This is a genomic window from Flavobacterium movens, from assembly GCF_039581425.1.
Classification (GTDB): domain Bacteria; phylum Bacteroidota; class Bacteroidia; order Flavobacteriales; family Flavobacteriaceae; genus Flavobacterium; species Flavobacterium luteolum.
The window spans coordinates 69,525-95,979 of the sequence record NZ_JBCPXY010000010.1 but is presented as its reverse complement, the minus strand read 5'-3'; the positions used below and the strand labels follow the sequence as shown (position 1 = coordinate 95,979).

General features: G+C 32.1%; 25 protein-coding genes. 8 read left to right on the top strand and 17 right to left on the bottom strand.

Annotated features, from left to right (window positions below; genetic code table 11):
- Positions 1–79 precede the first annotated feature (79 nt).
- Entirely contained in the window at positions 80–2,461 is a 2,382-nt protein-coding gene (locus tag AAYQ05_RS17410; protein WP_343544658.1) for a TonB-dependent siderophore receptor, read from the top strand.
- 55 nt (positions 2,462–2,516) lie between these two features.
- Positions 2,517–3,617 carry a PepSY-associated TM helix domain-containing protein gene (locus AAYQ05_RS17405; RefSeq protein WP_343544657.1) on the top strand — a complete coding sequence of 367 codons (1,101 nt, stop codon included), beginning with the start codon at positions 2,517–2,519 and terminating at the stop codon, positions 3,615–3,617.
- Between the two features lie 64 nt (positions 3,618–3,681).
- On the opposite strand, the gene AAYQ05_RS17400 is transcribed toward AAYQ05_RS17405, so the two are convergent.
- A complete protein-coding gene (locus tag AAYQ05_RS17400) occupies positions 3,682–4,674 on the bottom strand; it encodes a hypothetical protein (RefSeq protein WP_343544656.1) in 993 nt (330 codons plus the stop codon).
- 227 nt (positions 4,675–4,901) lie between these two features.
- Here AAYQ05_RS17400 and AAYQ05_RS17395 point away from each other — a divergent pair, with 227 nt between their 5' ends.
- The gene (locus tag AAYQ05_RS17395; RefSeq protein WP_343544655.1) at positions 4,902–5,240 is read left to right on the top strand and encodes a hypothetical protein; all 339 of its coding nucleotides are present in this window, start codon (positions 4,902–4,904) and stop codon (positions 5,238–5,240) included.
- A 60-nt stretch (positions 5,241–5,300) separates the two neighbouring features.
- Here AAYQ05_RS17395 and AAYQ05_RS17390 read toward each other — a convergent pair whose 3' ends face one another.
- The 9 genes from AAYQ05_RS17390 to AAYQ05_RS17350 form a co-directional block, all read right to left on the bottom strand.
- Complete coding sequence (locus AAYQ05_RS17390; RefSeq protein WP_343544654.1) at positions 5,301–5,822, bottom strand: hypothetical protein; 522 nt, start codon at positions 5,820–5,822, stop codon at positions 5,301–5,303.
- A 159-nt stretch (positions 5,823–5,981) separates the two neighbouring features.
- Complete coding sequence (locus AAYQ05_RS17385; protein WP_343544653.1) at positions 5,982–6,524, bottom strand: hypothetical protein; 543 nt, start codon at positions 6,522–6,524, stop codon at positions 5,982–5,984.
- Positions 6,525–7,101: 577 nt separating this feature from the next.
- Positions 7,102–7,815 carry a hypothetical protein gene (locus AAYQ05_RS17380; protein ID WP_343544652.1) on the bottom strand — a complete coding sequence of 238 codons (714 nt, stop codon included), beginning with the start codon at positions 7,813–7,815 and terminating at the stop codon, positions 7,102–7,104.
- Positions 7,802–8,755: a hypothetical protein gene (locus AAYQ05_RS17375; RefSeq protein ID WP_343544651.1), complete on the bottom strand. Its 954-nt coding sequence runs from the start codon at positions 8,753–8,755 to the stop codon at positions 7,802–7,804. The genes AAYQ05_RS17380 and AAYQ05_RS17375 overlap by 14 nt, the downstream gene beginning before the upstream one ends.
- Before the next feature lie 2 nt (positions 8,756–8,757).
- Complete coding sequence (locus AAYQ05_RS17370) at positions 8,758–10,566, bottom strand: type VI secretion system Vgr family protein (protein WP_343544650.1); 1,809 nt, start codon at positions 10,564–10,566, stop codon at positions 8,758–8,760.
- 124 nt (positions 10,567–10,690) lie between these two features.
- Complete coding sequence (locus tag AAYQ05_RS17365) at positions 10,691–10,996, bottom strand: hypothetical protein (protein WP_343544649.1); 306 nt, start codon at positions 10,994–10,996, stop codon at positions 10,691–10,693.
- Positions 10,997–11,259: 263 nt separating this feature from the next.
- A complete protein-coding gene (locus AAYQ05_RS17360; RefSeq protein ID WP_343544648.1) occupies positions 11,260–12,069 on the bottom strand; it encodes an SDR family NAD(P)-dependent oxidoreductase in 810 nt (269 codons plus the stop codon).
- A 69-nt stretch (positions 12,070–12,138) separates the two neighbouring features.
- On the bottom strand, positions 12,139–12,726 hold the full coding sequence (locus AAYQ05_RS17355; protein ID WP_343544647.1) for a TetR/AcrR family transcriptional regulator: 588 nt from the start codon (positions 12,724–12,726) through the stop codon (positions 12,139–12,141).
- Positions 12,727–12,896: 170 nt separating this feature from the next.
- A complete protein-coding gene (locus AAYQ05_RS17350; RefSeq protein ID WP_343544646.1) occupies positions 12,897–15,284 on the bottom strand; it encodes a TonB-dependent receptor domain-containing protein in 2,388 nt (795 codons plus the stop codon).
- A 141-nt stretch (positions 15,285–15,425) separates the two neighbouring features.
- Between AAYQ05_RS17350 and AAYQ05_RS17345 the strand changes: the two genes are divergently transcribed.
- From AAYQ05_RS17345 to AAYQ05_RS17330, 4 genes are all read left to right on the top strand, one after another.
- Positions 15,426–16,448 carry a sensor histidine kinase gene (locus AAYQ05_RS17345; protein ID WP_343544645.1) on the top strand — a complete coding sequence of 341 codons (1,023 nt, stop codon included), beginning with the start codon at positions 15,426–15,428 and terminating at the stop codon, positions 16,446–16,448.
- Entirely contained in the window at positions 16,445–17,143 is a 699-nt protein-coding gene (locus AAYQ05_RS17340; RefSeq protein WP_343544644.1) for a LytR/AlgR family response regulator transcription factor, read from the top strand. Before AAYQ05_RS17345 ends, AAYQ05_RS17340 begins: the two co-directional genes overlap by 4 nt.
- Positions 17,144–17,222: 79 nt before the next feature.
- The gene (locus AAYQ05_RS17335; RefSeq protein ID WP_343544643.1) at positions 17,223–18,266 is read left to right on the top strand and encodes a tetratricopeptide repeat protein; all 1,044 of its coding nucleotides are present in this window, start codon (positions 17,223–17,225) and stop codon (positions 18,264–18,266) included.
- Between the two features lie 134 nt (positions 18,267–18,400).
- Positions 18,401–18,901, top strand: coding sequence for a GNAT family N-acetyltransferase (locus tag AAYQ05_RS17330; protein ID WP_343544642.1), 501 nt, complete (start codon positions 18,401–18,403; stop codon positions 18,899–18,901).
- 227 nt (positions 18,902–19,128) lie between these two features.
- Here the strand turns inward: AAYQ05_RS17330 and AAYQ05_RS17325 are convergent, their stop codons facing one another.
- The 3 genes from AAYQ05_RS17325 to AAYQ05_RS17315 form a co-directional block, all read right to left on the bottom strand.
- Entirely contained in the window at positions 19,129–19,614 is a 486-nt protein-coding gene (locus tag AAYQ05_RS17325; RefSeq protein WP_343544641.1) for an anthrone oxygenase family protein, read from the bottom strand.
- 5 nt (positions 19,615–19,619) lie between these two features.
- Positions 19,620–20,246, bottom strand: coding sequence for an NAD(P)-dependent oxidoreductase (locus AAYQ05_RS17320; RefSeq protein ID WP_343544640.1), 627 nt, complete (start codon positions 20,244–20,246; stop codon positions 19,620–19,622).
- Between the two features lie 77 nt (positions 20,247–20,323).
- A complete protein-coding gene (locus AAYQ05_RS17315) occupies positions 20,324–21,094 on the bottom strand; it encodes a helix-turn-helix domain-containing protein (RefSeq protein ID WP_343544639.1) in 771 nt (256 codons plus the stop codon).
- Between the two features lie 238 nt (positions 21,095–21,332).
- Here AAYQ05_RS17315 and aspT point away from each other — a divergent pair, with 238 nt between their 5' ends.
- Complete coding sequence (aspT, locus tag AAYQ05_RS17310; RefSeq protein ID WP_343544638.1) at positions 21,333–23,009, top strand: aspartate-alanine antiporter; 1,677 nt, start codon at positions 21,333–21,335, stop codon at positions 23,007–23,009.
- A 33-nt stretch (positions 23,010–23,042) separates the two neighbouring features.
- On the opposite strand, the gene AAYQ05_RS17305 is transcribed toward aspT, so the two are convergent.
- The 4 genes from AAYQ05_RS17305 to AAYQ05_RS17290 are packed head-to-tail and all read right to left on the bottom strand — an operon-like array spanning position 23,043 to position 26,451.
- Entirely contained in the window at positions 23,043–23,489 is a 447-nt protein-coding gene (locus AAYQ05_RS17305; RefSeq protein WP_343544637.1) for a copper resistance protein CopD, read from the bottom strand.
- Between the two features lie 20 nt (positions 23,490–23,509).
- Positions 23,510–24,226, bottom strand: coding sequence for an anaerobic ribonucleoside-triphosphate reductase activating protein (locus AAYQ05_RS17300; protein WP_343544636.1), 717 nt, complete (start codon positions 24,224–24,226; stop codon positions 23,510–23,512).
- Entirely contained in the window at positions 24,180–24,347 is a 168-nt protein-coding gene (nrdD, locus tag AAYQ05_RS17295; RefSeq protein ID WP_198858071.1) for an anaerobic ribonucleoside-triphosphate reductase, read from the bottom strand. The genes AAYQ05_RS17300 and nrdD overlap by 47 nt, the downstream gene beginning before the upstream one ends.
- On the bottom strand, positions 24,328–26,451 hold the full coding sequence (locus tag AAYQ05_RS17290; protein WP_343544635.1) for a ribonucleoside triphosphate reductase: 2,124 nt from the start codon (positions 26,449–26,451) through the stop codon (positions 24,328–24,330). The genes nrdD and AAYQ05_RS17290 overlap by 20 nt, the downstream gene beginning before the upstream one ends.
- Positions 26,452–26,455 lie beyond the last annotated feature (4 nt).

The following is a 26,455-nucleotide window of genomic DNA, read 5'->3' as shown; positions in this document are numbered from 1 at the left end:
TTTTAATCTTTTGCTAAGAATTCAGTTCTCGTTTTTATATTTGTAATCAGTCTAAATAAGGATAAATTACGAATTTTATATGAAAACAATTTTTAAAACACTAAAGGACAAATATTTATGTCAAGTGTTTATTGCTTTTCTGATCATTTTTTTATGTTCAGAACAAGCCTTCTCTCAATCAACTGTGGGTACAATTTCTGGTAAGGCAATCGTTAAAGACGGAAATTATTTACAAGATGCAACAGTTAAAATTTCAGAATTAAATAAAACGACAACTACCGATTCTGATGGTACATATCAATTAAAAAATATTCCGTTTGGAACTTATTTGGTTGAAATAAAACTAAACGGTTACGAATCGACTCCAGCCTCAGTTATTGTGGATCAAAATAATATTGATGTAACACTTGATTTTGAACTGACTTATACTTCTCAAAAATTAGAAGAAGTAATTGTAAGTTCTGGAGGAAATCGATTTGCTAGAAAAGAAAGTGAAGAGGTTTCTAAAATGAAACTGAAAAATATGGAAAATCCGCAGGTTTATACTATTGTAAGCAAGGAATTGATGAAAGAACAAGTTATAACAGACTATAACAGCGCTTTTAAAAACGTTCCAGGTGCTGGTATTGCCGAAGTGAGAAACCAAGGAAGAACAACTAATATTTCGAGAGGATTTGCTACACCGCAGTTAGTAAGAAACGGAGTTGGAAGTTTTACGTATAACTCAATCGACCCATCAAATTTAGAGCGTATTGAGATCATTAAAGGACCATCGGCAACGTTGTTCGGAAGCACGATTTCTTCTTTTGGAGGATTGTTTAACAGAGTAACCAAAAAGCCTTTTAATTTCTTTAAAGGGGAAGTTTCTTTTTCAGCTGGTGACTGGGATTTGAATCGTTTAACGGCCGATATCAATACACCGCTTAATGAAGATAAAACAGCTCTTTTCAGAATCAATACGGCATTGCATAGCGAAAGAAGCTTTCAGGATGCTGGATTCAACAAAAGCTTTTTTATTGCACCAAGTTTTTCTTATGAGGTAAACGAAAGATTGACATTATTGATTGATGCTGAGTTTAGTGCTTCAAAAGGAACTTCGCCAACACGATTGACTCCGTATACAAAAGCAGATGCTACGGCGCATAGCATTGAAGAATTAGGAATTCCGTACAATCTTTCTTTTGCTAATAATACAGTAAATTACACAGGTCAGCAATACAATATTTTTGCGCAATTAAAATATAAAATTTCTGATGAATGGACTTCACAAACTATCGTTTCGCGCACGAGATCTTCATCTGAAGGCTATGTTGTGGCTTTGACTATGTTAAGTAATGAAACATTAAGACAGCAAGTTACCAATCAGGATTATCCTTATTACGGAACCGATATTCAGCAGAACTTTAACGGAGATTTTAAAATCGGAAAATTGCGAAATAGAGTAGTAGCAGGATTAGATTTTTACAGCCTTCGCGCAACTCGTAATGATGCAACGGTAAATATGCCAGCGCTTAATTTTAGAAAACCTGGTGATGCTTATAACAATTTTACTCTAAATAAAATTGAGCCTTTATTTCAAAATGCTACTTATACCAACATGGTGTCAAACAACGAAAGAACTTATAGTGCTTACGTGTCTGATGTATTAAATGTTACCGATAGATTATTGGTAATGGGAGGTGTTAGAGCCGATCGTTATATTAACAAAGGAGTATATTACCCAAGCCGTGATTCTATTGCAGGAAATTACAATCAGACGGCATTTTCTCCTAGATTTGGAGCGGTTTATCAAGTGGTTAAAGATAAAGTATCCGTTTTCGGAAATTATATGAACGGATTCAATAATGTGGGTGGATCTGATTTCTACGGAAATACTTTCAAACCAAATCAGGCGAATCAGTTAGAAGGTGGTGTTAAGTTTGACTTTAATAAAATTAGTGCGACTTTTAGTTATTATGATATTAAAGTTACTAATGTAACTCGCGATGATCCAGATCATGTAAACTTCCAGATTCAAGACGGAACGCAATTGAGTAAAGGTTTTGAGGCAGAATTTATTGCAAATCCGATTAAAGGTTTAAATATCGTTGCTGGTTATACTTATAATGATAGTGAATACACAAAAGCAAACTCGAGTATTAATGGTTTGCGACCTACAACTGCTGGTTCACCAACAACAGCCAATCTTTGGGCAAGTTACAGATTAACTGAAGGTGCGGCTTCTGGTCTTGGATTTGGATTTGGTGGAATTTATGGAAGTGAGTACTATCAAACGAATACTTCAACATTTAAGTTCAGTATTCCTTCTTATACCGTTTTGGATGCTTCTGTGTTTTATGACAGACCAAAATTCAGATTAGGCTTAAAAGTTGACAATCTTACGAATGAGAAATATTGGTCATATCGTTTAGCAGCTCAAAACCCAACAAGAGTTACAGGAAATATTACGTTTAAATTCTAAGAATACAATTCGTCATTTAAAATGATATTTCTACATTTGGATTTTATTGCAAATTATGACCAAAGGTTTTAAAAATACAATTAGACAAATACATTTGTGGCTCGGTTTAGCATCGGGCCTCATTGTTTTTATAGTGAGCATTACGGGTTTTCTTTATGTTTTTGAAGAAGAGATACGTGATTTTGCCAACAAAGAATATCTGCACGTTCCCGGTCAAGAAAAGCCATTTATAGGTTTAAAAACTATAATTGAAAACTATGAAAAACTGGAGCCAAAGCAGAAAATTACAGCTTTAAAAATAAATAAGGAAGAACCAAATGCTGCTGTTGAAGTTTCGACAAAAAAGAAAAAAACGTATTATTTTAATCCGTACGATGGAACTTTAATCAATCAGCAGGGAGCAGATTGGCTCAATACGGTACTAGAAATACATCGTACTTTGTTGTTAGGAGAAGTTGGTGAATTTGTTCAAGGTTGGGCAGTGGTAATTTTTATCATTATGCTGATAACGGGATTAATTTTATGGTTTCCAAACCAAAGACGCGTGCTTAAGCAATCTTTAAAAATAAAATGGAACGGTTCGTTTAAAAGAATCAATTTTGATCTGCATCAGGTTTTAGGATTTTATGCTTCTATTTTTCTGCTTTTAATTGCCTTTTCTGGAACGTATTTTAAATATGATGCGGTTAAAAAAGGAGTTAGTTTAGTAACGGGAACCAAGCTCAGAAAAGGAGATGAAGTGGTTTCTAACGCTAAAATTGATTCGACTACAATTCCAGTTCGATATAATAACATTTACGAAAGTGCAAATGCGAAATATCCAGGCGCAACTTCGGTTTCGTTTTCAATTAGAAAAACAGGAGAATTGCGATTAAGAATGACGTATCCAAATGATTGGGCGAGAAATCAAAATACGCTTTTCTTTGATGGAAAAACAGGGCAGATGCTCAGAACGAAATTATACAAAGACAATAACGCTGCTGATATTTATGAAGCTAGTAATCACGATCTGCATACAGGAGTTTTCTTTGGTTTTACAGGAAAAATAATCTGGAGTTTGGTCAGTTTGATTGGAGCTTCTTTGCCTATAACTGGATTTATAATTTGGTGGAAGAAAGGGAGAAAAAAAACTAAAACTAAGAAGAATAAGGCTTAATATCTCTGAAATCATAAAAAGAAGCGAAAGGTTTAACCTTTCGCTTTTTTTTTATTTACAACAATTAATTTTTTATCTTATCAACAATGCCATAGTGGTCAATTATTTTTTTTCCGTCAGGCATTTCATTATATATTCTGTATAAAACAGCTTTTTTATCTTTGTAAAGACCAGTGAATAATTTGTTTACTTCAGTTTTAACTTTATTATTTTCTATTTTTAAAGCCGTGGTGTCTTTAAGGTTAATATTTGAATAGTAACAAATCATTGGAAAATATCCTTCAGCTGTTACTTGTGGATAAATGCTGCATAGCTTTGGCTTAGATTCAATATTTTCAAAAGTTAATGGTAAAGAGAACTTCGAGTTTACTTCATTCATTAACTTATTATGAAAATCATTTATTTCATTTTCTTTTTTATATTTAAAATTTTCATCTGCTGGTCTCAAGCACTGTTTTGCTAAACTACTATAATTTACGGCATCTATTAGAGATGCTTTTTTATAGCTTTCTTGTGCTAATTTGTAATAATCAGGTGCTGTTTGTTTAAGCAAGCTATATTGGCCAACTCTAAATATATTTATTTTCCATTCATCGTCATATTTTCCATAAATTATGGTAAATAATATTTCATTAGAATGCCCATTAGGTATTAATAGTGATGTATACATGTCTTTATTTAAAGCCAAATAATTTATGACATAATCATTGTCTTTAGACGCTCCAGACAATAAAGTGTTGCTAATATTAGTTGACGAATTTTCAACATTATATTCATCAAGAACTCTATAACTTTCAGATTTATAAGTCGTACTTAGGTCGTTAATCAATTTGTCGATTTTATCTCCATCTTTTTCGATTAGTTTATCGACAAGCAATGCTCTTACACCTTTCACATCATTGCTCATTATTGCTTTAAATAGTTTATCATTCAAAAGTTTTATTTCTTCTTTTTTATCTTTTTCAATGCTTTCGTTTTTCCAGGTTCCAGATGTACCTACATTACAGCTTTGGAGTAAAAAAATAGAAATGAGAATTAATAATGCTTTGCGAATCATAATTTAATGGTTTTTAAATTTAGTTAGTTTTTTGGTTTGTAGCGAATATACTTTAATTTACAATATAGGATTCTAGTTTTTCTGAGATTTTTATTGAATTAATTACTAGGTTTAATTTCACTACAAATTTTTCCTAACTCATTACAAAATCTGAATTTTCACTTTTTATTTTAAGAAATTTTAGATTTTGCTGTATTAAATTTGGTCGAAATGTAAAAATTAAGACCATGCAGATTAGTTCAATTTCAGGCTCATTCTGGGAAAATAAAAAGAAAAGTTCAATTTGGGATCGGTTATTCAGAAGAAATAAAACCGTAACTAAAGCCCTCACTACACCAGAGATTATTGGTAAAAACTGCCAAGGTTTGTTGCTGAAAAATGAAAACATAAAATCATTTCTTTTTTCTACAGATATGGCACTTATCGAAAATAATGATCCCGATAGCGCGGATTTGCAATCCGTGCCCGCAACAATAAGAAACAACACAAATTATCAAGACAGAAGCTACAAAGAATCATACAGCTTTTGTTTTGTATTTAAAATAGAGAACCAAACCGATCTTTGAGGGCACGGATTGCAAATTCGCGCTATCGAGATTTTTTATATTTGTTTACAAAATTGTGACTTAGAAAATTTTCTTATACTTATTTGTTTTTAAAGACAGTTTTGATTCAAGTATTTTTTTCTCAATAACTTTTCCTTTCTTATCAATTTTGAAGCATATATAGATATATCCACTGCCTATTGTCGAATATGAAAAATTATTTATTTCGATTATTACACTTGTATAATTTAATCTCTTTAATGCGACGAACTTAATAGGAATGAGATTTATAAAATCTTTGACAGTAATATTTTTAACATCATAATTATTTATCGTGACAAATGGATTTTGAGAAAATTTTAATTTTTCAAGTAGTTTTTTTGGTAATGACTCTTTATTGCATTCTGAGGTAATTACATTTTCAGTTTTTAGAAAAAAAACAATTTCATTGTTAAACAGATTCTCGTGAATTTGATAAACACTTAAAGAATCATTAATTGCTATTCTACATGATTTTATTTCCTTTTGAATAAAGTAAGATGCATTCTTTTGCGCAATTAACGTATTAAGAAAAAGACAGAAAAAAAACGTTGTAATTCTCATAATTTATCTGTTGAGCTATTTTTAAAACTGAAATGTGTTTGTTTATGGATTATTTTTATCTAATAATGTTCTTATTGAGTCAATATCTGTTCTTTTGAAATTAGAAAGAGAAAAGCTTGTGTCAGCATATTTTAATGTTTTTCTATATTGTTTCTGACCCTATGACTCAACATTTATGCTATCTACATAAAATTCATTAGACTTAAATGAAACATATGTTTTGGTATAAGAACCGTTATTTCCTATAAGATCTTTAAATATAATAAAGCCACTTCTATTAATTTTTATTTCTTCGTAATAAATAGGGGTATTGCATTTTAAAACGTTTTTAAAAATTTTAAAAATTTCACTCTTTTTATTTATCGTTTTGCTTATCAAAAGCATAGGAAAATCAAATTCTGAATTATCAGGAAAACAATTCTCTTTATTGCTTTCATAATAAGGTTTTAAAATAACAATTGTATCTACTGTTTTATTATTGTCAAAATCAAAAGGAATAGGTTGGTCTTTATAATAATTTGAGAATACAATTCCATATTTATCTTTGTACCCAGTTATTTGATCCAAACATTTTTTTTCTGATAAATTGTTTTTTTGTACATTAATGGTATCTTTTGGACTATTACTTATACTTTTATCTACAATCTTAGAACAAGAAATTAAGAATAAAATGATAAAAAATAGATAAAAAGTAAATCTCATAATTCTTTAATGTTTAAATATTTTAGATGAATAATCTTAATTATTAGTCAAAGTATTCTTTTATTTTTCTCCCATCCTTTTTATTAATTACTATAAATTTACATGGTCCGTTTGCTGAACACCCACTTCGAAATAATAACTTATTTGAGTAATCTTTAATTAATTGATAGCCTAATCGATATGTATAGGGATATAGATTTACATCTACTTCATTAATTGCAATTTTAGATTTATGAGGTTTCTCTAGGGTTAGCCATATTCGATCGCAATTAAATTGCCAATAAAGAATATAATTCTTCTGTAGTTTGATTGTATCACAATTTATATTGCTTTCATTCATTAATTTATTTTTATTACAAAAGCAATTTTTATCCTGTGCCGAACAAATACTAATTTGAAATATTATTAAAAATAGTATATTCTTTATCATTTGATAGCTTCTTTAGGTTTTGAAATATTAACTTCTTTCCAAAATATTGTCAGACCATATTGAGCTGTCGACTGATCTTATTTTTATAGATTTTGTACATTTAGATAGTGTTTTTTATTCTTTTTCAGACTAACATAATTAAACGGTTTAATCTAAATTAATTTTAGAATAGCAATCTATAATAGTATCTGTTGAAATACTATCTCTAACTAGTGTTTTTATTTTTTCAATATTTTTATTTTTATAATAATAGTATCTTTTGTAATTAATTTTTTTATTAAAATAGTTGGCTCTTAAATTAATCTCTTGAAATTGTTTTTTTTTATTTTTCATAATTCCAACAGAAATAACCTTAGAATTATCAGGTAAATAATCAATTTTATTTAATTGAGGAAGGATGAAATCGCAATCACTAAAGAAGTCTTCTTCTTCGTTATTCTTCTTAACTTTACAGTTTTCTTTAATAATTTGTTCAATTTCTTTGTCTTTTTTTAAAAAATCTAAATTTATAATAGGTTTTATATTCATGCATCCATCTGAATTTTGGGAATATTTAATATCTGTAATTGAAGTAGTGTAGTTTACATATCGTATATTTCCTCCGTCAATACGTTTTTTTTGCTCTAGACTATATATGAATTGGTTGACTAACAAATCATTGTTATCGATTGTAAATGCAATTGAGTCACTTTCTTTACTATTACCATAAACTCTTGCATATTCTTCATTATTTGCATGAAAATAATGATAGATTTCCATTCCTTTGTTATTAGAGTGAATTACCAGATAATCACTATTAGAAACTTTGCACGAAGTTGCTAATAAAGAGACAAGAATAATAACTAACTTAACTTTTTTCACGTGGCTTCTTTTTTCTTAATTTTAATTCTTTCCAAAAAATAGTGCCTAAATAAACAGCCGTTGATTCAAGTGCTATAGTTTCAGAGGTCGAAAATCTATTTTGAGGGTTGATTCCTGGTGAATATTTCTCTTGAGGTACATTAAAAGTTCCTCCTAGTTTTTCAACACCATCTTTCCATTTTTTGTAATGTTCATCTGAAATAGTCCATCCCATAGTGTTCATATGGATTTCAAATTTACCTGTAGAAAACCGATCATCACTTTCTAGAAATTGTGCTTGTTCGGCTCCATCCCACATAGTAGCTCCGTTACTTGCATCATTTTCAGACGTAAGGGAATATATTAAAGCACCAATAGCTAACTGCATTTTGGTACTATTTCTTTTCTCAATTTCTGTTTTTCTAAACAATTTTGCTTGATCACTATCTATGCCATAAGCAATCTTATTAATCTTATGAACGCTTGCTATCGCAAACATTTCCATTGATAATTCTGTGATAAAACCAATATTATTTCTATAAGCTGAACTTTCTCCATAAATAGTTGAGCTTGAGCTGATAAACTTTTTATGAGTGATATTCACATCATTCTCTTTCAAAATTTTGGCGTTATTATATGTAACAAAATCATCTCCATTTTTGTTTTTCTGAGTAGATTTTCCATCACAAACATAAACATCTTCAACACTTCCTTCAAAATCAGGTTCATTAATTTTTCCCTCAAAAGTTCCGTCTTTATTATAAAAATGACCATTTACATAAACTATCTGATCTTCAAGTAAAAAAGTTGGAGCATCAATGGGGTTTCCGTAAGAATGACTTTCTGCTGTTTCATTAATAAAGCCACCTGCATTAAAAGTAATATTTCCCTGCGAATACATATAGTGATTTCCTTTTGTGTATATTGTGGTTGTCCCTTTAACAATTCTTATTCTGCTCATAATTAATTCTGTCTGGTTTGTTCTCCACTATTATTTTGTATTTCTTTTTGGGCATTTTTATTCAAATCGCCTTCTGTGTAATGATTTAGTCCTTGTTTACTATTATCATGTCTATCTTTTTCTGTTGTAGACTTAAAATTCCCTTCAATGTGCTCCATAAAGTCTCCTGTTACATTCAGCGTACTATTACCTCCAACACTGACATTATGCATCATTCCAATTGTTGTAGATTTATCTACTGTAGCATTTTCAGTAATATTTGCTCCCGCATTCGTCGTAACACTCTCAGAAGCATTTATAATTAGGTTTTTACAGTTAAGTGTTAGGGTTTCAGGTACAGTTATAGTTGTACTTTTAGTTTCCTCATTCAAATGAATTTCATTCCCGCTTGGATCAGAAAGCCAGATGCCTACTTTTTCTATAAACTTGAAAAGCTGTCCAAAAGGGAGTTTCCAGCCTTTAATTCGGTTTTTTGTATCAAAGAAATCGGGCATTTCTTTTCCGTTATAATAGGTGCCAGAAACATACGGGCGTTCTGCATTGCTGCCTTCAAAACTTACCTGAACTTCCTCGCCAATTTCAGGTCTGAAATAAAGCCCTTTTCCTGGACCTGCATAATGCTGTACCACACGCATCCAATCGCTTTTGCTTGCCCAGCCCTTCCAGAAGAAATCCACTTTTATGCGTCCCATTTTTTCGGGGTCATTATTATCAATTACTATTGCGGGCTGGCTTTCGGCGGGAGCAAATGCATTTACGTCTGTGTAGTGTGGCGCTGCCACATCGGCGGGAATAGCTTTGAATTTGCAGGTATAATTTCCGTTTACTTCAGAGCAATGAATAATTTCAATTGCCAGTAAATGATGTTCTACGTTTTTGTTTTCAATAGAAAAAGTCTGTCCCAAACCTATAGGCAGATAGGAGGTGCCGCTGTAGAATATGCTGTTGGCATCGCGTCCTGCAGTCTGCATTTTTACCATTTCATCAATCTCGTCCTTATTCTGAGCATTGCTGGTATATGCGCCGTTTTCGAGCCCGGGTCTTACAATATAAGGCTGTTTAAAAGCGGCTAGAGACGCAAATCGGTCTCGACTTCCTTGAGAGGTTTTTTCTGCACCATTTTTTATGGTAGAGGCGCTATTATAGTCATAACTGCTGAACGAAGTTTTATGTGAAACCAAGTTTGCTTCGATGCTAAAATTATGCAGTGAAGATTCGTTTATAAGTTTTACATTGGTGTTTTTAATCTGACCAAATTGCATACGCATTCCGTCAAAATAGAGCCATTGCGCATGGCGGGCAGAAAGGCGTTTGAGGAAATCAAAGCTTGTTTCGTTGTACTGAGTCTTAAAGCTGAATTCTTTTGTATAGGTAGGCACAATGGCTTCTCTCTGATAGAATTCTCCCGAACTCTCTTCTGCAAAAATTTCGAGCCCAATCTGTTGGAGGTTTTTCTCGCGAAAGATTCTGGATTTTGGCATATCATCAAGGGCAATGGTATGACTTGTTCCTGTTACGTGCAGTCCAGCGGGGCTTCCGTGCAGATCGATAGAACCTAATTTTGTAATTCTGCCTTTAGACATTAAGCGTATTCCGTTTACTTTGAAGGTGAAAATTACCTCGCTGCCAATGTAATCGCTAAAAGCTTTCTCCTGATCTTGTGGTGCAATAATAGGTTTTCCCGTGTATTGCCAAAAGAAAGAAAAATGGTGGTGGTCTGCCATTTTTTGAGAAAGCTCAAGATTGTAATAGATAACATTTTGGGTAAAGCCTTCTACGGTGATATGCACCTGCTCTGTGAATTTTGACATTTTTAATATTTTTAGTTGGTTTATTTGTAAAAATATATTTACAAAAACTAAAAACTTGCACCTAAAAGCCATTTTTGTATCAAAATAGGATACACTTGAAAATAAAAAATCAGTTTATAATTTTTTATCTGATAAACTTTTCAAAATATTCTGTTGCCATTGCTATCACAATTTCTTTAGTGGTAAAAATGTGTTTTGCACCATCACTTCGGGTAATGGTATCGCCAAGCTGCGGATAATAGATTCTCCCATTAATCTCTACAGATTCTGGAATTGTTGACCACGAATCAAAGTTTGCAGCTTTGAAACTATATAAAAAGTTATCATAAACAATAAATAAAGTTTCATTTTCAGTATCAACCAAAGCTTTCTCACGTATTTCATTTAGAACAAAAATTTTTGGACTGTAATTATGAGTCATTATTTCCATAGTATTTCATTTAGTGTTTATGTCTTTTTTTATTTCTAAAACTATATTTACAAAACTTAAAAACATAGACAGAAAAGACTTTTTTGTATCAAAATAGGACACGCTGGAAAATGATCAGTTGCTATTTTTCATACTTCTGGAGGATATATAGAAAGATTTTGTGGAGTTTTTAACGTTCTAAGATGCTAAGTCTCTTCGTTTTTAAACAAAAAAAATGCGGCCAATTTTGGGCAGCATTTTTTATTTGATTTTTTTATATTGAATTAACCATGCGCTTCAACTGAAACATCATTCCATTTTTCCCAGCTTTCCAATCTTTGATCGTAGCTTTGTTTTACAAACGGAAATGCCACTTTTCCTAATAATAGTCGCAAAGGAGGGTTTTCATTTTCTACTAATTTTACCACTATTGGAGCGGTCGCTTCGACTTTACCAAAAATGTTTTCTCTTTCAGCCAAAGCTTTTTTGATTTCGTCATAATATGGCAAACTTTCGCTGGTAATTCCAGTATGCCAGATGTTAGACTCGTAACCGTTTGGTTCCAATAAAGTAACGTTGATTCCAAATTGTTTTACTTCAGAAGCTAATGTTTCGCTCAAACCTTCAATAGCAAATTTAGAAGCGCTGTAAAGTCCCATTCCTGTTGGTAAAGTTGCTAATCCTAAAATAGAAGAAACTTGAATAATATGACCGCTTTTTTGCTCTCTCATTATTGGAATAACAGCTTGTGTTAACCATAATGTTCCGAAGAAATTGGTTTCAAATTGTTCTCTAGCTTCTTGTTCGTTTGCTTCTTCAACCGCGCCTGTAAGCGCATAACCTGCATTGTTGATCAAAACATCAATGGTTCCAAAATGCTGTTTTGCTTTCTGAACTACTTCTAGAGATTCTAAACGATTGTTTACGTCTAATTTTAAAGGTAAAATTGCGCTTCCGTATTTTTCTTTTAAATCGTTTAACGTTTCTAGATTTCTAGCTGTTGCTGCTACATTGTATCCTTTAGCTAAAAAAGCTTCTGTCCAAGCTCTTCCAAATCCTTTTGAAGCTCCTGTAATTAAAATTGTTTTTGACATGGTATTTGTTTTTTATAATTAATTAAAAGTTTATTTATGACCAATCGGTCATTTTTATGGTAAAAAAAATTATATCAATTTTTCAGATATAATTTTTTTAAGCGTTTTCTCTATTGTTTTCATGTTATCGTTATTGCCAGACACTCGAGACATTAGGTGTCCTCCTTCAAGCATGGCAAAAAGTGTAATGGCAAATTCTGATGCATTCCAATCAGAATCAAATTCTTTATTGGCAATTCCTTTTTCTATAATCGAAGTTAAAAGCACTTGTCCGCGTTTGATGGCAGCGTTTACTTTTTCTTTTACAATTGGATTTGTGTCGTCGGCTTCAGTTCCAAAGTTTAGTAAAGGGCATCCGCCTATTACTGGTGGATTGATTGGGTTACTAAAAAAATCGATATAAGCAAAAAGCTGTTCTTTGGCATTTTTACCTTCTCTAAGTGCATTTTCAAGTTTAGAACTTAATATTTTCATATTATGATCTACAGCTGCGCAGGCCAAAACATCTTTGTTTTCAAAATGCACATACATACTTCCTTTAGACAATTTCGTGGCCTCCATAATATCGCTCATAGAAGTGGCTGCAATTCCTTTTGTATTAAAAATAGGAGCGGCTTTTTCTATAATAAACTGTCTGGTTTCTTCACCTTTTGTCATGATGGATTGTATTTAACGATGCAAATATATGACCGATTGGTCATAAAAACAAATAAATAATGATTTTTTTATGTATTTGATTGTTTTTTAAAGAGATAAAACAGCTTCAAACATTTGGAAACGGTAATGTTTAAATCCATTTTGCCTCAATTTAATTTATTGTAAAAAAACTAATTTGCACGATTTCTTTCCTCTTCATTTCCAAAGTTTCTATCCTTAGATTTCACACTTTGGTTCCCGAATTTATAGCTCAAAGCAATTCTAAAAGTTCTTGAATCACCATAGTTTTTCATTGTATTCTTAATTCCATTTGAATAATAAGTAATTAAAGGCTTTTGTGCATTCAATAAATCTTCTCCCGTTAAAGTAATCGAAAGATTCTTTTTTAAAGCTAGAAATTTCACTGAAACATCTAAAATATTTAAAGTCGAGATGTTAAAAACCTGATAGCGTCCTGGCAATTGTAAGCCATAGTTCAGTCCTAAAAATAAAGTTTTTGAATTATTTAGTGTAAAATCATTATTGCTGTAAATATAGCCATTGTTACCATCTACAGAAGCAATTAGATTCGTTCTCGATTTTACATTTTGATAGTTTAAATTGAATCCCATAAAGCTGTTCCACCAAGAATATTTATTGAAATTGTAGTATGTTGAAAGACCGATTTGGTAAGTATCAGCGTAATTGATTGGCGTACTTTTGGTAATATTCGTTTCAGGATCAATAATTGCTAATTCTTGCCCGAAATTAGAAACCTGAGAAAAATAAATTGTATTTACCCATTTTTGATTTCGGATATAAGAAAACTCAAAATTATCTATAGTGGAAGGTTTTAAAAACGGATTTCCCTGAGAATAGTAAAACGGACTAGTTCTAATAACAAACGGATTCAAGTAATCAAAATCAGGTCGGCGGATTCTTCGGCTGTAATTTAAAGAATACGAGTTGTTATCGTTTGCATTGTAAGTCACGTAAGCCGTTGGAAACAATTTAATATAGTTGTTTTTATTGGTTTGGTTTAGATTTTCAGAATAGCCTTCTGTTTGTGTAGCTTCGGCTCTTAAGCCAATTTGTGTTTCCCATTTTTCGCTTAATTTTTTGTTTGCAGAAAAATAGATTGCTTCATCGTATTCTTTGTATGTGAATATATTAGAATAATTGGTATCCAGAATTGGAGTTCCAGTTTCGTTATCAAAAACGGTTAGATTGTTTTTGGTGTTGGTATAAAAACCTTTTCCTCCAAAGCTTATATTCGCCCAAGAATAAGGAAACGAAAAGTCAATTTTTGCCGAGTAATTTTTCAATTGGTTCAGGTTAGAATTAATTGCTGCAAAATAAGTTCTCGGAATATTCTCCTTTTGTTTGTCCAATTCATTACCTGAAAAGCCTCTACAATCATTTTTTTGATAATTGAAATAATCCAAATCAACTGTAATGTTTTTACCTTCATTATTTAAATTGAAAACATTATTCCAGTTTACTGAATTCATTTGCGGTTTGTTCTGTGCATTTACATCAGATAATATATAAGAATTGATTTCTCCAGCAGTATTGTAACGAGTTGTCAACGGATTATTTGCTGCATTTCTGTCATTAAAACTCCCTAAATATTTTATTCCAGAAGTCCATTTTTCGGTCAGTTTATAATCGGCACCAAACCCAATGCTCAATAAATCTGTTTTTGATTTGGTTGCAATATCTTGTTTCCAAAGCTCATTTGGATAATAAATTCTATTATCTGAAGTCGTGCGAAATTGATCTGTTCCTTTATTAATTGAAGCCTGAAGCGACAATTTATTATAATTGTAGATAAATAATCCGTTTATGTTTCCGCTTGCGTAACTTCTTTGTACATAAGTAGAGCCAAGATTTGCAGTCCAAGAATTCGCTTTAGCGGTTTTTAGTTTAATATTGATTAAACCGCTGTTTCCTTCTGCTTCATATTTTGCTGGAGGCGTTGTAATTACTTCGATGCTTTTTATGTTATCAGCAGGAATTGATCTAAGAAATGCAACGAGATCTTCCTGCGTCATTTTGTTCAAACGATCATCAATCATAACCAAAACTTCTCCTTTTCCAACAATAGAAATGGTTTCGTTTTGTACTCGTACTGTTGGAGTAGATTTTAACGCATCCAAAGCAGCTCCGCCAGTTGCAACAACAGAATTTTCGACATTAAAAACCAATCGATCTACTTTTTGTTCTACCAGTTTTTTTCTTGATTTTATAGTTACGCCTTCTAATTGAACCAATTCTTTCACTTCGATTATTGCTAAATCAAGATCTTGATTTACGATTATTTCTTTATTGATGAATTCGGTTCCAAATTGTTCTATAATTAATCTATAGTTCCCTTTTTCAGGATTTAAAATAAAATTACCTAAACTATCAGTTGAAGCTTGTAGATATAAAGTTTTGTCTCCTTTTAATAAAGATGCCGTTGCAAATTCCAGCGGTGTTTTATTCTGATTGATGATTTTTCCTTTTACTGAAAATTGTTGTCCGAATACGTTAATTTGAAATAGAAATAAAAGTGATACGAGAATGATTCTGTTCATGGTTTTGAATTTAATTACAGGGCAAAACTGTTAGAATTAAAATCTAAAAACCACTTTTATCGACAAACCCCTTCGATTAATCTGCAAACCCGTTAAAATGCTTTTTACTGAATGTATATCTTTGTTTTAAAAATATACCGAATGTATAAAGGAACCATTACCAAAAGGCTCGAATGTCTAATTCATATTATTTATTGGCTTTTAATTTCATATTTCACTTTCGTGAAAAATCCGATTGGAGCACGATTTTTTGTACCTGATCTATTTCTTTGCACTTATTTTATTGTTTTCATTATTACGTTTTATTTTCATTATTTGATTGTAATGAAAAAGGTTTTTAAAGCTTTCAATTGGAAAAGGCTTTTTGCGGGAGTTTTCGTTTCATATCTTATTTTTACTTTTCTAAGATTTGTTTTAGAGCAGATCATAACCAAACTTTTGTTTGACAGAGTAAATTATACCGACGTTAATTTTCTGAGTTATATGCTCGATAATTTGCATTATAGCAGTATGGCAATTATTTTGAGTTCGTTTCTTTGGTTCGTGATTTATTCGATTCGTCTTCTGGAATACAACAAGCTCATTTTGGAAGAAAATAAGAATACCGAAATCAAATTTTTGAAAGCTCAGATTAATCCGCACTTTGTATTTAATACTTTAAATAACATTTACTCAATGATTTATTTTCAGTTAGATAAGTCATTGATTGCAATTGATAAATTGAGTCAGATTATGCGTTTTACAACTTACGAATCACAGAAAGAAAAGATTAAACTTTCAGATGAAGTTGATTATATAAAAGCGTATATTGAACTCGAACAATTACGTCATCAAGACAATGTTCGGGTTGATTTTAATGTCGAAGTGAAAAATGAATTTGGAGAAATTCCGCCATATATTTTGTCGCCTTTAGTAGAAAATGCTTTAAAACATGGAGAAGTTTCAGACTTAGAACCAATAGAAATTCAACTAAAAGTTTCTTCTGAAAAATTGATTTTTAAAGTGAAGAATAAAATCGGAACGCAGAAAAAAGATAGTTTGGGCGGAATTGGTTTAGATAATTTGCAAAAGCGTTTACAGATTCATTATCCCGAAAAGCATCAAATTAAAATCACCAAAGAAGAAAACCATTTTACAGCCGAACTTGAAATAGATTTAAAATGAATAAAAAAATAAACTGCATTATTCTAGACGACGAACCTTTTGCTGTAAAATTAATTGCCGATTACGCTTCTAAAATTTCAAGGTTAAATGTTTTGTATGCAGATAGTGATGTCTTTAAAGCGATTGAAGTTTTAAATACAGAATCGGTCGATTTGATTTTTATTGATATCCAGATGCCGCAATTGACTGGAATTGAATTAATGCAGATGTTCAGTCAGAAGTATAATTTTATTATTACATCGGCTTATCCGCAATATGCCCTGGAAGCTTTTCAATTTCATGTGATCGATTATTTGTTAAAACCCATTACTTTTAACCGTTTTTATCAAAGTGTAGAAAAGTTCATTCGCTGGCAGGAAACTTTTCAGGTTACCGAAAAATTGGGTGATGATTACTTATTCGTAAAAGCGGATCGAAAGCATTATAAAATTGCTCTAAACGATATTTTATATATTGAAGGATTACGTGATTATATTCGTATTCATACCAATGACGAAAAGATAATGGCTCTGGAAAATATGAAAGATATTTTGGAGAAACTTCCATCAAATCAATTTATTAGAATTCATCGTTCTTATATTATTCCAAAGGATAAAATAAAGGTTATTGATGGAAACCAGATTATAATGAAAAGCGGAAATGCTTTGCCAATAGGAGAGACGTATAGGAAATTGGTTAGTGAGTGGTTGATGTAACATATTTGTTATACATCTATTTACTCGAACAATTAATTTAGTATGTTTATCCTTTAGAAAAACTATCTATAAAATTTAAATGAAAAAACTTTTCCTTGTATTAAGCTTTCTTTTTTTTAATATAAATTATGGACAAATTAATCTTTCAGTAATAGAAGGATACTGGATAAAGTATAAAGGAGAAATGAAAGATGGTAGTGATCTATCTGACGGATTTACAGAAGATTCAGGTTACATGGAATATAGAATTAATCAAGGGAAATTATGTATTAATTCGAATCCAGTTCATAAAGTAAATGAGAGCTGTTTGGATTTTACATTGCTTAATAATTTTATGAAAACATCTCAATATTCTGGATTTGTAGTTGAAAAAGCAACGAAAGATTCTTTAGTATTATGTGAGAAAATTGATGGACTAGCAGATGATAAACTTAAAAGATCCTATTTTGTTAGACAAGAAGTCATAATTTCAAAATTCAAAGAAGAGAATAAGAATGAGAAAAATATAGTTGCTTCAAAATTATTTTCGCCAAAAACAAATGGCACTATTGAAATAGATTTAAACAAAGCTTTTAAAAATAATTATTCAAATTTTGAGTTAGTTGGAAACTTGAAGATTTATCCTGATAAGAAAAGGATAAAGACAGAAATTACATTTTCAACACAAAAAGATTCGTCAAGGATAAGATTGGTAAAAAAGGTCATTGATGGTTCTTTTGAAAAATGGAATTTAAAAGATTTAAAAGATTATGAATCAATAGAAGTTCCGTTTGTTCTAAAAAGTGAAATTACAAAAACATTTTGGGGAATTTCGGTAATATTTTTCACAACGGATTTAACTGAATTTGATAGAATCTATGGCGTGAAAATGGAAGATATTAGAAAATCATCAGATTACTTTAATAAAGGATTAATTGCTTATGAAGAGAAAAAATATTTAGAATCTATTGCTTATTTTTCAGAATCATATAAATTTAATTCCAAGAATATAGATGCTCTATATAATAAAGCTGCCATATATTTTGAATCTGGAGATAAAGAAAATGCATGTAAAGTATGGCTAGAAATTTCTATACTTGGTCAAGCAGAAGGAAAACAATTGTTCTTAAAAAATTGTGAATAATTTTATATTAGACTAAAATTTCACACCAGCGAATGCTTTTTTGTGATTGGAAAATTTAGGTATATTTACAAAAGAGAAATCCTGTTACTAATTTTAGAAGACAGATTTTAATTTATTTATATTAATAGTACCAAATGCATATTATCTATCAAAGCCCCAAAATAATTATACGCGAATTTTTGCCTGAGGAAAAACAGACATTCTTAGATCTTTTTGAAGATAATCAAGTGACGCAATATCTTCCTGATACTTCACCTGAGAGATATGTCGAAATGTTTAGCGAACTCCTAGAAAATTATAAAAATAAAAATCTGAGCCGATGGGCGATATTTGACCCTGCGGATAATGGTTTTATAGGAATGTGTGTTGCCCGTATTTTTGTGCAAAATACAGATAAGGTAGAGATAGGATATGTGCTTAGTAGGGCATACTGGGGAAAAGGCATTGCTACAGAAGTATGCAGGGCTCTAACTCACTATTGTTTTGAAAATACAAATACAAACGAAGTGGTTGCCATAACAGATCTTGAGAACACTGGATCGCAAAATGTGTTGCAAAAAGTAGGGTTTAAGCGATCAAGCAATCTGATAAGAAATGAGGAGGAAATTGCTTATTTTAAAATAGAGAGATTATAATTTCATTTATGATGGTATTAAAACTTTAATTTGATTCAAATGACTTTATAAGATAAAAACAGCAGTAAAAGTATGTATTAACATGTTGGATCGAATTCTGCCTCATCGAGGTAAATAAAACAAAGAAAAGCCTGAGATTATAAAGTCTCAGGCTTTTTTTATGCTTGGAAAATCTTTTCGTATTTTTTGTTTTTACAAAGTCGTATTGCTTTTAGTGGCAGTCCTGTTCATTTGTTTTCTTGAATACAGGCTAAAATTACAAGTAGTAAACTTAATATTGAGAAAACGGTTCTTATGTTGTTCCAAAAATTCCAACGTTTTTCAAATATATTTCGCATTTGCTTTGTGGCTATTTCTGTCGAACTTGAAATGTCGAAAACTTCTAGTTTGTTGTTCAGCGGAACGTTTGCAAAAGCCGTTACCAGAAAAACACCTAGTAAATACATCAATGTTGCGGTAATCAAAAATATAAATGAGTTTTGATTGTAACGTGAAATACAAGCAATAACAAGCATTATTAAAGCACCAAAAAAACAAGTGAAAAATAATGGATTTTGAATTTCTTTATTTATGTGCTGCATAGCACTAAGAAATTCTTTATCGTTCAATTTTCCTAAACCTAACGTAACAGAAACAGAGTAGGAAAAGAAAAGACCAGCCATTAAAGCAGTAAAAGTTGCCGCAATAATAAGTATAATGTCAGTGAGTTTCATAGCCCTTAATTAGAAATGCTAACTGCTTTTTTCAAATACTCTTTTGCTAAAACCTGTTGCAGCATGAAGTTCGCAACATCTGCGCGGGAAATTTTCAAATTGAGCCCTTTTAGATTTCCATCAAACCCAATTTTAAATTGGTTGGTAATTTCTCCGTCTGTGAAAGCACTTGGTCTTACAATGGAATAATCCAAATCGCTGTTTAAAATATAGTGCTCCTGTAATTTATGATCTGCAAAAGCTTTTTTTAGCAACATTCCAAACATGATGTGTTTCCAGACAAAATTTAGGTTTGCGTAACTTTCACCCATTCCTAATGTAGTTTGGCAAATCAATCTTTTTATTCCAGTATTTCCCATTGCCTCAATGATCGTTTTGGTTCCCGCAGCTCTGATTGTTCCTGTTCTGCCATCACCTAAGGCGCACAAGACCGCATCTTGATTTTTTAATGCGTTTTCTACTTCTTTGCTATTCAATACATCTCCTTTGTATAGCTTTAAATTAGTGTTGTCTGCATGCTGCATTTTTTCAGGATTACGAACAAAGGCTGTAACTTGATGGCCTTGTGCTATTGCCTGTTTTACGAGTTCTTGACCTACTGTTCCTGTTGCTCCAAAAATTATAATTTTCATTTTATATCATTTTTAAGTTAATGATACAAAGGTGCGACAGGGACTTTTTAGAAAATAGAATAAAAACGACAGTACCGCTATTGGCTGAATTTTTTTGGTGTTTTGCCTGTAAATGCTTTAAACACTTTGATGAAATGCGATTGGTCTGCAAAGCCGTTTTCGTAAACGATGTCAGTCAATTTTGTGTAATTCTTTATGGATAATTGTTCCAATGAAGCTTGAAATTGCAATATTTGCGCAAACTGTTTAGGCGAAAGTCCTGTTTCTTTTAAAAATCTCCTTTCAAAAGTTCGCAGATTGATTTTTTGCTTCTCAGCAATGGCTCGAATAGGCACTTGTCCCTTTGCATCTATAATTTCTGCAATTGCTTGACGTATTTCTAGATCGAGATTTTGTTTTTTGGTTTCAAAATAATGTAAAAGTAGGTTAGAAATAGTGTCAATTTTTTCTTTTACAGTTTTGCATGAAATCAATTCCAGATTAAGTGCTGTAATTCTGTTGTCTGCATTGTCTAAATAATAGCAGTTGTCATTTATGCTTTGTGGAAGAATATCAAAGAAGGTTTGCAACACAAAAGGATACAGCTGAAAAACGAGAATAGAGTATGATCCTGAAATTTCTAGCACAATTGGATTGATGGTTTGCCCGTAAACAAAAATTTCAGGCATTTTTTTATCGTGAGGTTTCACCGTCAATCCATTTTCGGACTGATGGAACATCAAACCTGGAAAACCATCTGCAAAAAATGGCAAACTCGTTGTAGCGTTGTTCTCTTCGCTTTCAAATACCCAAATATTTTTTACAAAAAGCGAAATAGATTTATCTGGTATTATGGTTTGAAAATTCATTTTTGTATTTGTAACAAGGGTTTCGTAGAATAATTGCGAAGGTTCTTATGCTAAAAAAACAGTTTGTACCTTATGTTTATTCCAAATTGGCTCACCATCAAAAATAGCCATTTTGATTTAATTCTACCACTGTTAGTTTTCTGTTTGCTATAATATGATTATAATTAATTATTTGTAAATAATTGAAATATAGTATATTGATTACTTTTTTTGACTAAATTTATATAAAAAATGTAATATGGTTACAGCTATACTTAGAGAACATCCTGAACTGGCACTTTTTTTATGCCTAGCTCTTGGATTCTTAATCGGACGCATTAAGATAGGAACATTTAAAATAGGTGTTGTATTAGGGACTTTATTTGCTGGAGTGCTAATTGGTCAGTTGGATATTGAAATCCCAGGTATTGTAAAAACCATTTTCTTTGATTTTTTTCTCTTTTCTACAGGGTATAAAGTTGGACCTCAATTTTTTCAAGGTTTCAAAAAGAATGCATTTCCACAATTATTACTCACTTTGGTAATTTGTTTGTCGTGTCTTTTAGTGGCATATTCAGTTTCTACTTTTTTAGGTTATGATATAGGAACGGCGGCTGGATTATTAGCAGGTGCGTTTTCTGAATCAACCGTGATTGGTACCGCTTCAGATGCTATCAGCCACTTAAATCTTGCTGATGCAGAAAAAAGCAGATTAATCAATAATATTCCCGTAGCCTATTCTGTAACTTATCTAGTAGGAGCAGCGTCTTTTGTTTTCTTTTTAACCGGAATTGCTCCAAAACTGCTTGGGATTAATTTAGTTGAAGAAAGTGAAAAGCTGGCAGAAACCATTTCTGGTGAAACTGAGTATGGTCCAGGAATGAAAAGCGCCTATCAGAGATGGATTATCCGAGCCTACAGAATAACCAATGAGAAATGGATAGGAATCAGTATAAGCGAGTTTGAAAGATTAATATCTAACAAGAATATTGTGATCCAAAGGATACGCCATAAACATCAATTGCTAGACCCAAAACCTGATACTATAATTTATAAAGATGATGTTTTGGTTATTATGGGGCAGCACGGAATCATTTTAGACAGTCTCTTTTCTATTGGGCCAGAAATCTTAGATGAAGAATTGTTAAATTTCCCATTAGCACATTTAGATGTTACAATCACCAACAAAGCAATTGACGGGATAACAGTAAAAGCTCTTCGAAAAGCCAGTTTTTATCATGGATTAATGCTAAACAAAATAACGAGAGAGAATCATGAAATACCGCTTGAGTCGAGAACGGTTTTAAACAGAGGTGATATTTTGAATCTTTCAGGCCGACCTGCGAAACTGGAGGAAGCAGCGAAGGAAATAGGCTATCTGGATCGTTTAACTCCGGAGACCGATATTATTTTTGTCGGTTTAGGTATTGTTCTTGGCGGACTTTTAGGTTTGCTTTCGGTAACATTATTTGGAGTTTCGGTAACTTTAACAACAAGCGGTGGCGCGTTGGTAATGGGGCTTATTTTTGGCTGGCTGCATTCTAGAACTCCAGTTTTTGGCAGAATTCCAGAGCCTGCCTTGTGGATTTTTGACAACGTTGGTCTTGCCGCGTTTATTGGTCTTGTAGGTTTAGCTGCCGGGCCAAGTTTTATTTCTGGTCTTAAAGAAACGGGCTTCGGTATTTTACTTGCTGGTGTGGCCGTTGCAATAATTCCTCATATCATTGGGCTGTATTTTGGAAGGTATATATTAAAAATTAATCCTTTAATCCTACTTGGAGCACAAACAGGAGCAGGAACATCAACAATCGGATTAAAAGCTGTTCAAGATGCATCTGGAAGTAAATTTCCTGTTTTAGGCTATACTATTCCCTACGCATTAGCTAATATACTACTGACTGCTTTTGGGCCTATACTTGTGGGAATGATGTCTTAACTAAATAAACCAATCGAATGTTGGTATGAATTTTTAAATTCCACCATAACGAATTGTTGACCCTAAAACCAGCATTGCAACACCTATTGAAGTAACCGTTAATATAATAACAGCCATTTTATTGATATTATTGGGGCTAAGTTTTGGAATAATAAAAAATTGTGCACAGACCGCGCAAAAGAAAGTACAGAAAAGCAATATCAGTTTTATTGAAACTACTTTTTCAAATCCGCTGGAAAAGTGAAACCAGGTTTCGGCAGTGATGCCAAAATCATAAGCCATCCATATTCCAGTTATGATAAGTAAAGCGAGAGAAGACATACCGAGTTTTTCGTATTTCTTTTCAAAATTTAAAATAATCTTAGGGTCTTTTTTCTTCAGTGCTGTCGGAAGATAGCAAATAGCCAAAAGTAAATGACCGCCAACCCATATTGTGGCCGCCAATAGATGGAGTATTAGTACAAAATGATGCAAAGTCATAACGTGTACATTTTGAATTATCAATCTCTAAAAATAACTTTTATTTTTGGAGTAGAGAAGTTTTTAAGTTGTATTTCCTTGTTTGAAACGTCTAGTTTTGAAAGCGTTGGCACATTATTCATAAAATGCTGTACATAATAATTTCCTTCAAAATTCTGATTCTCTAAGTATTCAATCATTTTTGCAAAATCTTTTTCATCAATCAAAGAAGAATGAAAAGTGGTACGAACTTCAAATGGAAGGTTCGAGTGAATCAAAAGCTTTAAACTTTCTTCAAATTCTGAAAATAAGCCTGATTGCGTTAGGTGTTTAAAGGTATGAGGAAGACTTTTGAAATCTAACGCGACATAATCAATTAATTGATCATGAATCAGGCTGTTCAATATTTTTGGGCTGGAACCGTTGGTGTCTATTTTCACCGCAAATCCCATTGTTTTGATTTCTTTTATAAAATCAATTATTTTTTTGTGTAAAGTACATTCGCCACCGCTTAATACTACACCGTCTAATAATCCTTTTCTAGTTTTTAGGAATGAAAGAACAGAATCAAAATCTATTTTTCCTTTTCCTAAAACAATATCTGGATTATAGCAGTATAAACACCGCATGTTACAGCCTGCAAACCACACAATGCAGGCCGTTTTATGCGGATAATCTAATAAAGTAAAAGGCGTGAGGCTAAATATTCCTTTAATAGATAATGGTTTCTTCGAAATGTGTACGCTGTTGGTGTTCACCTTTTTTTCCAATATTAAAACTTTCTACAGGTCTGTGATATCCCATTACACGTGTATAAACCAAACATTTACTTCTTTGGGATTTGTTCTCTTCTAGAATTTTACGCGTTTTCGTTTTCATAAGCCAAGTGTTTTTGATTGTTTTTATTGAGTAAAATTTCATCGCATTTTGGACAGTATTCATGTTCACCATTTAAATAGCCATGAATAGGGCAGATGCTGAAAATTGGTGTTACGGTTATATAGGGCAGTTTAAAGTTGGTGAGAACTTTTTTAACGAAGTTTTTACAAGCTTCTGGACTGCTTATTTTTTCTCTCATATAAAGATGCAAAACTGTACCTCCAGTATATTTGCATTGTAATTCATCTTGAAGTAATAAGGCCTCAAAAGGATCGTCGGTATGATCGACTGGAATTTGTGAACTATTGGTATAGTATATATTTTCATTTTGTCCCGCTTGCAGAATTTCTGGAAAACGTTTTTTGTCTTCTTTGGCAAAACGATACGTTGTTCCTTCTGCTGGAGTTGCTTCTAGATTGTAAAGGTTTCCAGTTTCTTCTTGAAATTCTTTCATTCGCAGTCGAATATGATCGAGAATTTCGGTTGCAAAATGAATTCCTGAGGTATCCGTTATATTTTGTTTTCCTTCAGAAAAATTTATAACCATTTCGTTCATTCCGTTTACGCCAATGGTGGAAAAATGATTTCTAAAATGTTTCAAATAACGCTGTGTATACGGATAAAGTCCGCGGTCGTACATTTGCTGGATGAAGATTCTTTTCTTTTCTAAAGTCGATTTAGCTATTTGAAGCAATTCATCTAAGTGTTCAAATAAAGTAATGATGTTTCCTTTATGCAAATATCCGAGACGCGCCATGTTGATGGTTACGACGCCAATACTTCCCGTCATTTCGGCACTTCCAAAAAGACCATTTCCACGTTTTAGCAATTCTCTTAAATCGAGCTGTAAACGACAGCACATACTGCGTACCGCATTTGGTTTGTAAGCATCTGGATTTTCGATTCGATTTCCATTTTCATCCAAAAGGTATTGACTTCCAATAAAATTCTGGAAATAAGATGAACCAATTTTAGCTGTGTTTTCAAAAAGCAAATCGACATTTTCTCCATTCCAGTCAAAATCTTCTGTAATATTTACTGTTGGAATAGGGAACGTAAACGGCTGTCCGTTGGCATCACCTTCTGTCATAATGGTGTAATATGCTTTGTTGATAAGATTCATTTCTTTTTGAAAATCAGCATATTTTAAATCTATCAATTTTGAAACGCCTCTGTTTTTAGCTTCCAGAATCAGATTTTCATCAGTGATCTTTAAAAATAAATGTTCGTCATTTCGGGTCGGAATCTGTTCTTTTAAATCTTCTGGTACATTCCAATCCAAAGTAATATTCGTAAAAGGCGATTGGCCCCAGCGTGCCGGCACATTTAGATTGTAAACAAAACTTCTAATTCCTTTTAAAACTTCATCATAAGAAAGCTGATCTTTAAAAACATAAGGAGCCAAATAGGTATCAAATGAACTGAAAGCTTGAGCACCAGCCCATTCGCTTTGCAGAATTCCTAAGAAATTAGCCATTTGCCCTAATGCTTCTCTAAAATGAGAAGGAGGTCTGCTCTCGACACGGCCACGCACGCCATTAAAACCTTCATTTAACAGCACACGCAAGCTCCAACCAGCGCAGTATCCGGTAAGACAATCCAAATCATGGATGTGTATGTCGCCATTCCTATGAGCAGAACCTTCTTCTTTATTATATATTTTATCCAGCCAATAATTGGCGATTACTTTTCCAGCGGTATTGCTGACTAGTCCTGCGTTTGAATACGAAATATTCGCATTCGCATTAATTCGCCAATCTGATTGGTTGATGTATTCTTCAACAGTTTGCGTACTGTCTATGTAAGTGGTGTCATCGTTTAAACCATTAATATGTTCTCGCTGTAATTTTCTTGTATGGCGATAAATTATAAACGAACGCATAGCCTGGAAATATCCATTTTCAAAAAGTACTCTTTCTATGATGTCCTGAATTTCTTCTACAGGCCACGAGTATTTTGCCTCAAGACCAAAAAGAACAGTTTTGAAAATTCTTTTGTCGACAGGCTGACCGACGCTCTGAAAGGCTTTTTGAATGGCATCCTGAATTTTATAAGCTTCAAAAGGCTTATAATCTCCATTACGTTTGATTACATATTTTTCCATGGTT

Excerpts from the sequence above, each read along its gene's own strand:
- AAYQ05_RS17410 (WP_343544658.1), top strand. The coding sequence starts at position 80 with ATGAAAACAATTTTTAAAACACTAAAGGACAAATATTTATGTCAAGTG.
- AAYQ05_RS17405 (WP_343544657.1), top strand. The coding sequence starts at position 2,517 with ATGACCAAAGGTTTTAAAAATACAATTAGACAAATACATTTGTGGCTC.
- AAYQ05_RS17400 (WP_343544656.1), bottom strand. The coding sequence starts at position 4,674 with ATGATTCGCAAAGCATTATTAATTCTCATTTCTATTTTTTTACTCCAA.
- AAYQ05_RS17395 (WP_343544655.1), top strand. The coding sequence starts at position 4,902 with ATGCAGATTAGTTCAATTTCAGGCTCATTCTGGGAAAATAAAAAGAAA.
- AAYQ05_RS17390 (WP_343544654.1), bottom strand. The coding sequence starts at position 5,822 with ATGAGAATTACAACGTTTTTTTTCTGTCTTTTTCTTAATACGTTAATT.
- AAYQ05_RS17385 (WP_343544653.1), bottom strand. The coding sequence starts at position 6,524 with ATGAGATTTACTTTTTATCTATTTTTTATCATTTTATTCTTAATTTCT.
- AAYQ05_RS17375 (WP_343544651.1), bottom strand. The coding sequence starts at position 8,755 with ATGAGCAGAATAAGAATTGTTAAAGGGACAACCACAATATACACAAAA.
- AAYQ05_RS17370 (WP_343544650.1), bottom strand. The coding sequence starts at position 10,566 with ATGTCAAAATTCACAGAGCAGGTGCATATCACCGTAGAAGGCTTTACC.
- AAYQ05_RS17365 (WP_343544649.1), bottom strand. The coding sequence starts at position 10,996 with ATGGAAATAATGACTCATAATTACAGTCCAAAAATTTTTGTTCTAAAT.
- AAYQ05_RS17360 (WP_343544648.1), bottom strand. The coding sequence starts at position 12,069 with ATGTCAAAAACAATTTTAATTACAGGAGCTTCAAAAGGATTTGGAAGA.
- AAYQ05_RS17355 (WP_343544647.1), bottom strand. The coding sequence starts at position 12,726 with ATGACAAAAGGTGAAGAAACCAGACAGTTTATTATAGAAAAAGCCGCT.
- AAYQ05_RS17350 (WP_343544646.1), bottom strand. The coding sequence starts at position 15,284 with ATGAACAGAATCATTCTCGTATCACTTTTATTTCTATTTCAAATTAAC.
- AAYQ05_RS17345 (WP_343544645.1), top strand. The coding sequence starts at position 15,426 with ATGTATAAAGGAACCATTACCAAAAGGCTCGAATGTCTAATTCATATT.
- AAYQ05_RS17340 (WP_343544644.1), top strand. The coding sequence starts at position 16,445 with ATGAATAAAAAAATAAACTGCATTATTCTAGACGACGAACCTTTTGCT.
- AAYQ05_RS17335 (WP_343544643.1), top strand. The coding sequence starts at position 17,223 with ATGAAAAAACTTTTCCTTGTATTAAGCTTTCTTTTTTTTAATATAAAT.
- AAYQ05_RS17330 (WP_343544642.1), top strand. The coding sequence starts at position 18,401 with ATGCATATTATCTATCAAAGCCCCAAAATAATTATACGCGAATTTTTG.
- AAYQ05_RS17325 (WP_343544641.1), bottom strand. The coding sequence starts at position 19,614 with ATGAAACTCACTGACATTATACTTATTATTGCGGCAACTTTTACTGCT.
- AAYQ05_RS17320 (WP_343544640.1), bottom strand. The coding sequence starts at position 20,246 with ATGAAAATTATAATTTTTGGAGCAACAGGAACAGTAGGTCAAGAACTC.
- AAYQ05_RS17315 (WP_343544639.1), bottom strand. The coding sequence starts at position 21,094 with ATGAATTTTCAAACCATAATACCAGATAAATCTATTTCGCTTTTTGTA.
- aspT (WP_343544638.1), top strand. The coding sequence starts at position 21,333 with ATGGTTACAGCTATACTTAGAGAACATCCTGAACTGGCACTTTTTTTA.
- AAYQ05_RS17305 (WP_343544637.1), bottom strand. The coding sequence starts at position 23,489 with ATGACTTTGCATCATTTTGTACTAATACTCCATCTATTGGCGGCCACA.
- nrdD (WP_198858071.1), bottom strand. The coding sequence starts at position 24,347 with ATGAAAACGAAAACGCGTAAAATTCTAGAAGAGAACAAATCCCAAAGA.
- AAYQ05_RS17290 (WP_343544635.1), bottom strand. The coding sequence starts at position 26,451 with ATGGAAAAATATGTAATCAAACGTAATGGAGATTATAAGCCTTTTGAA.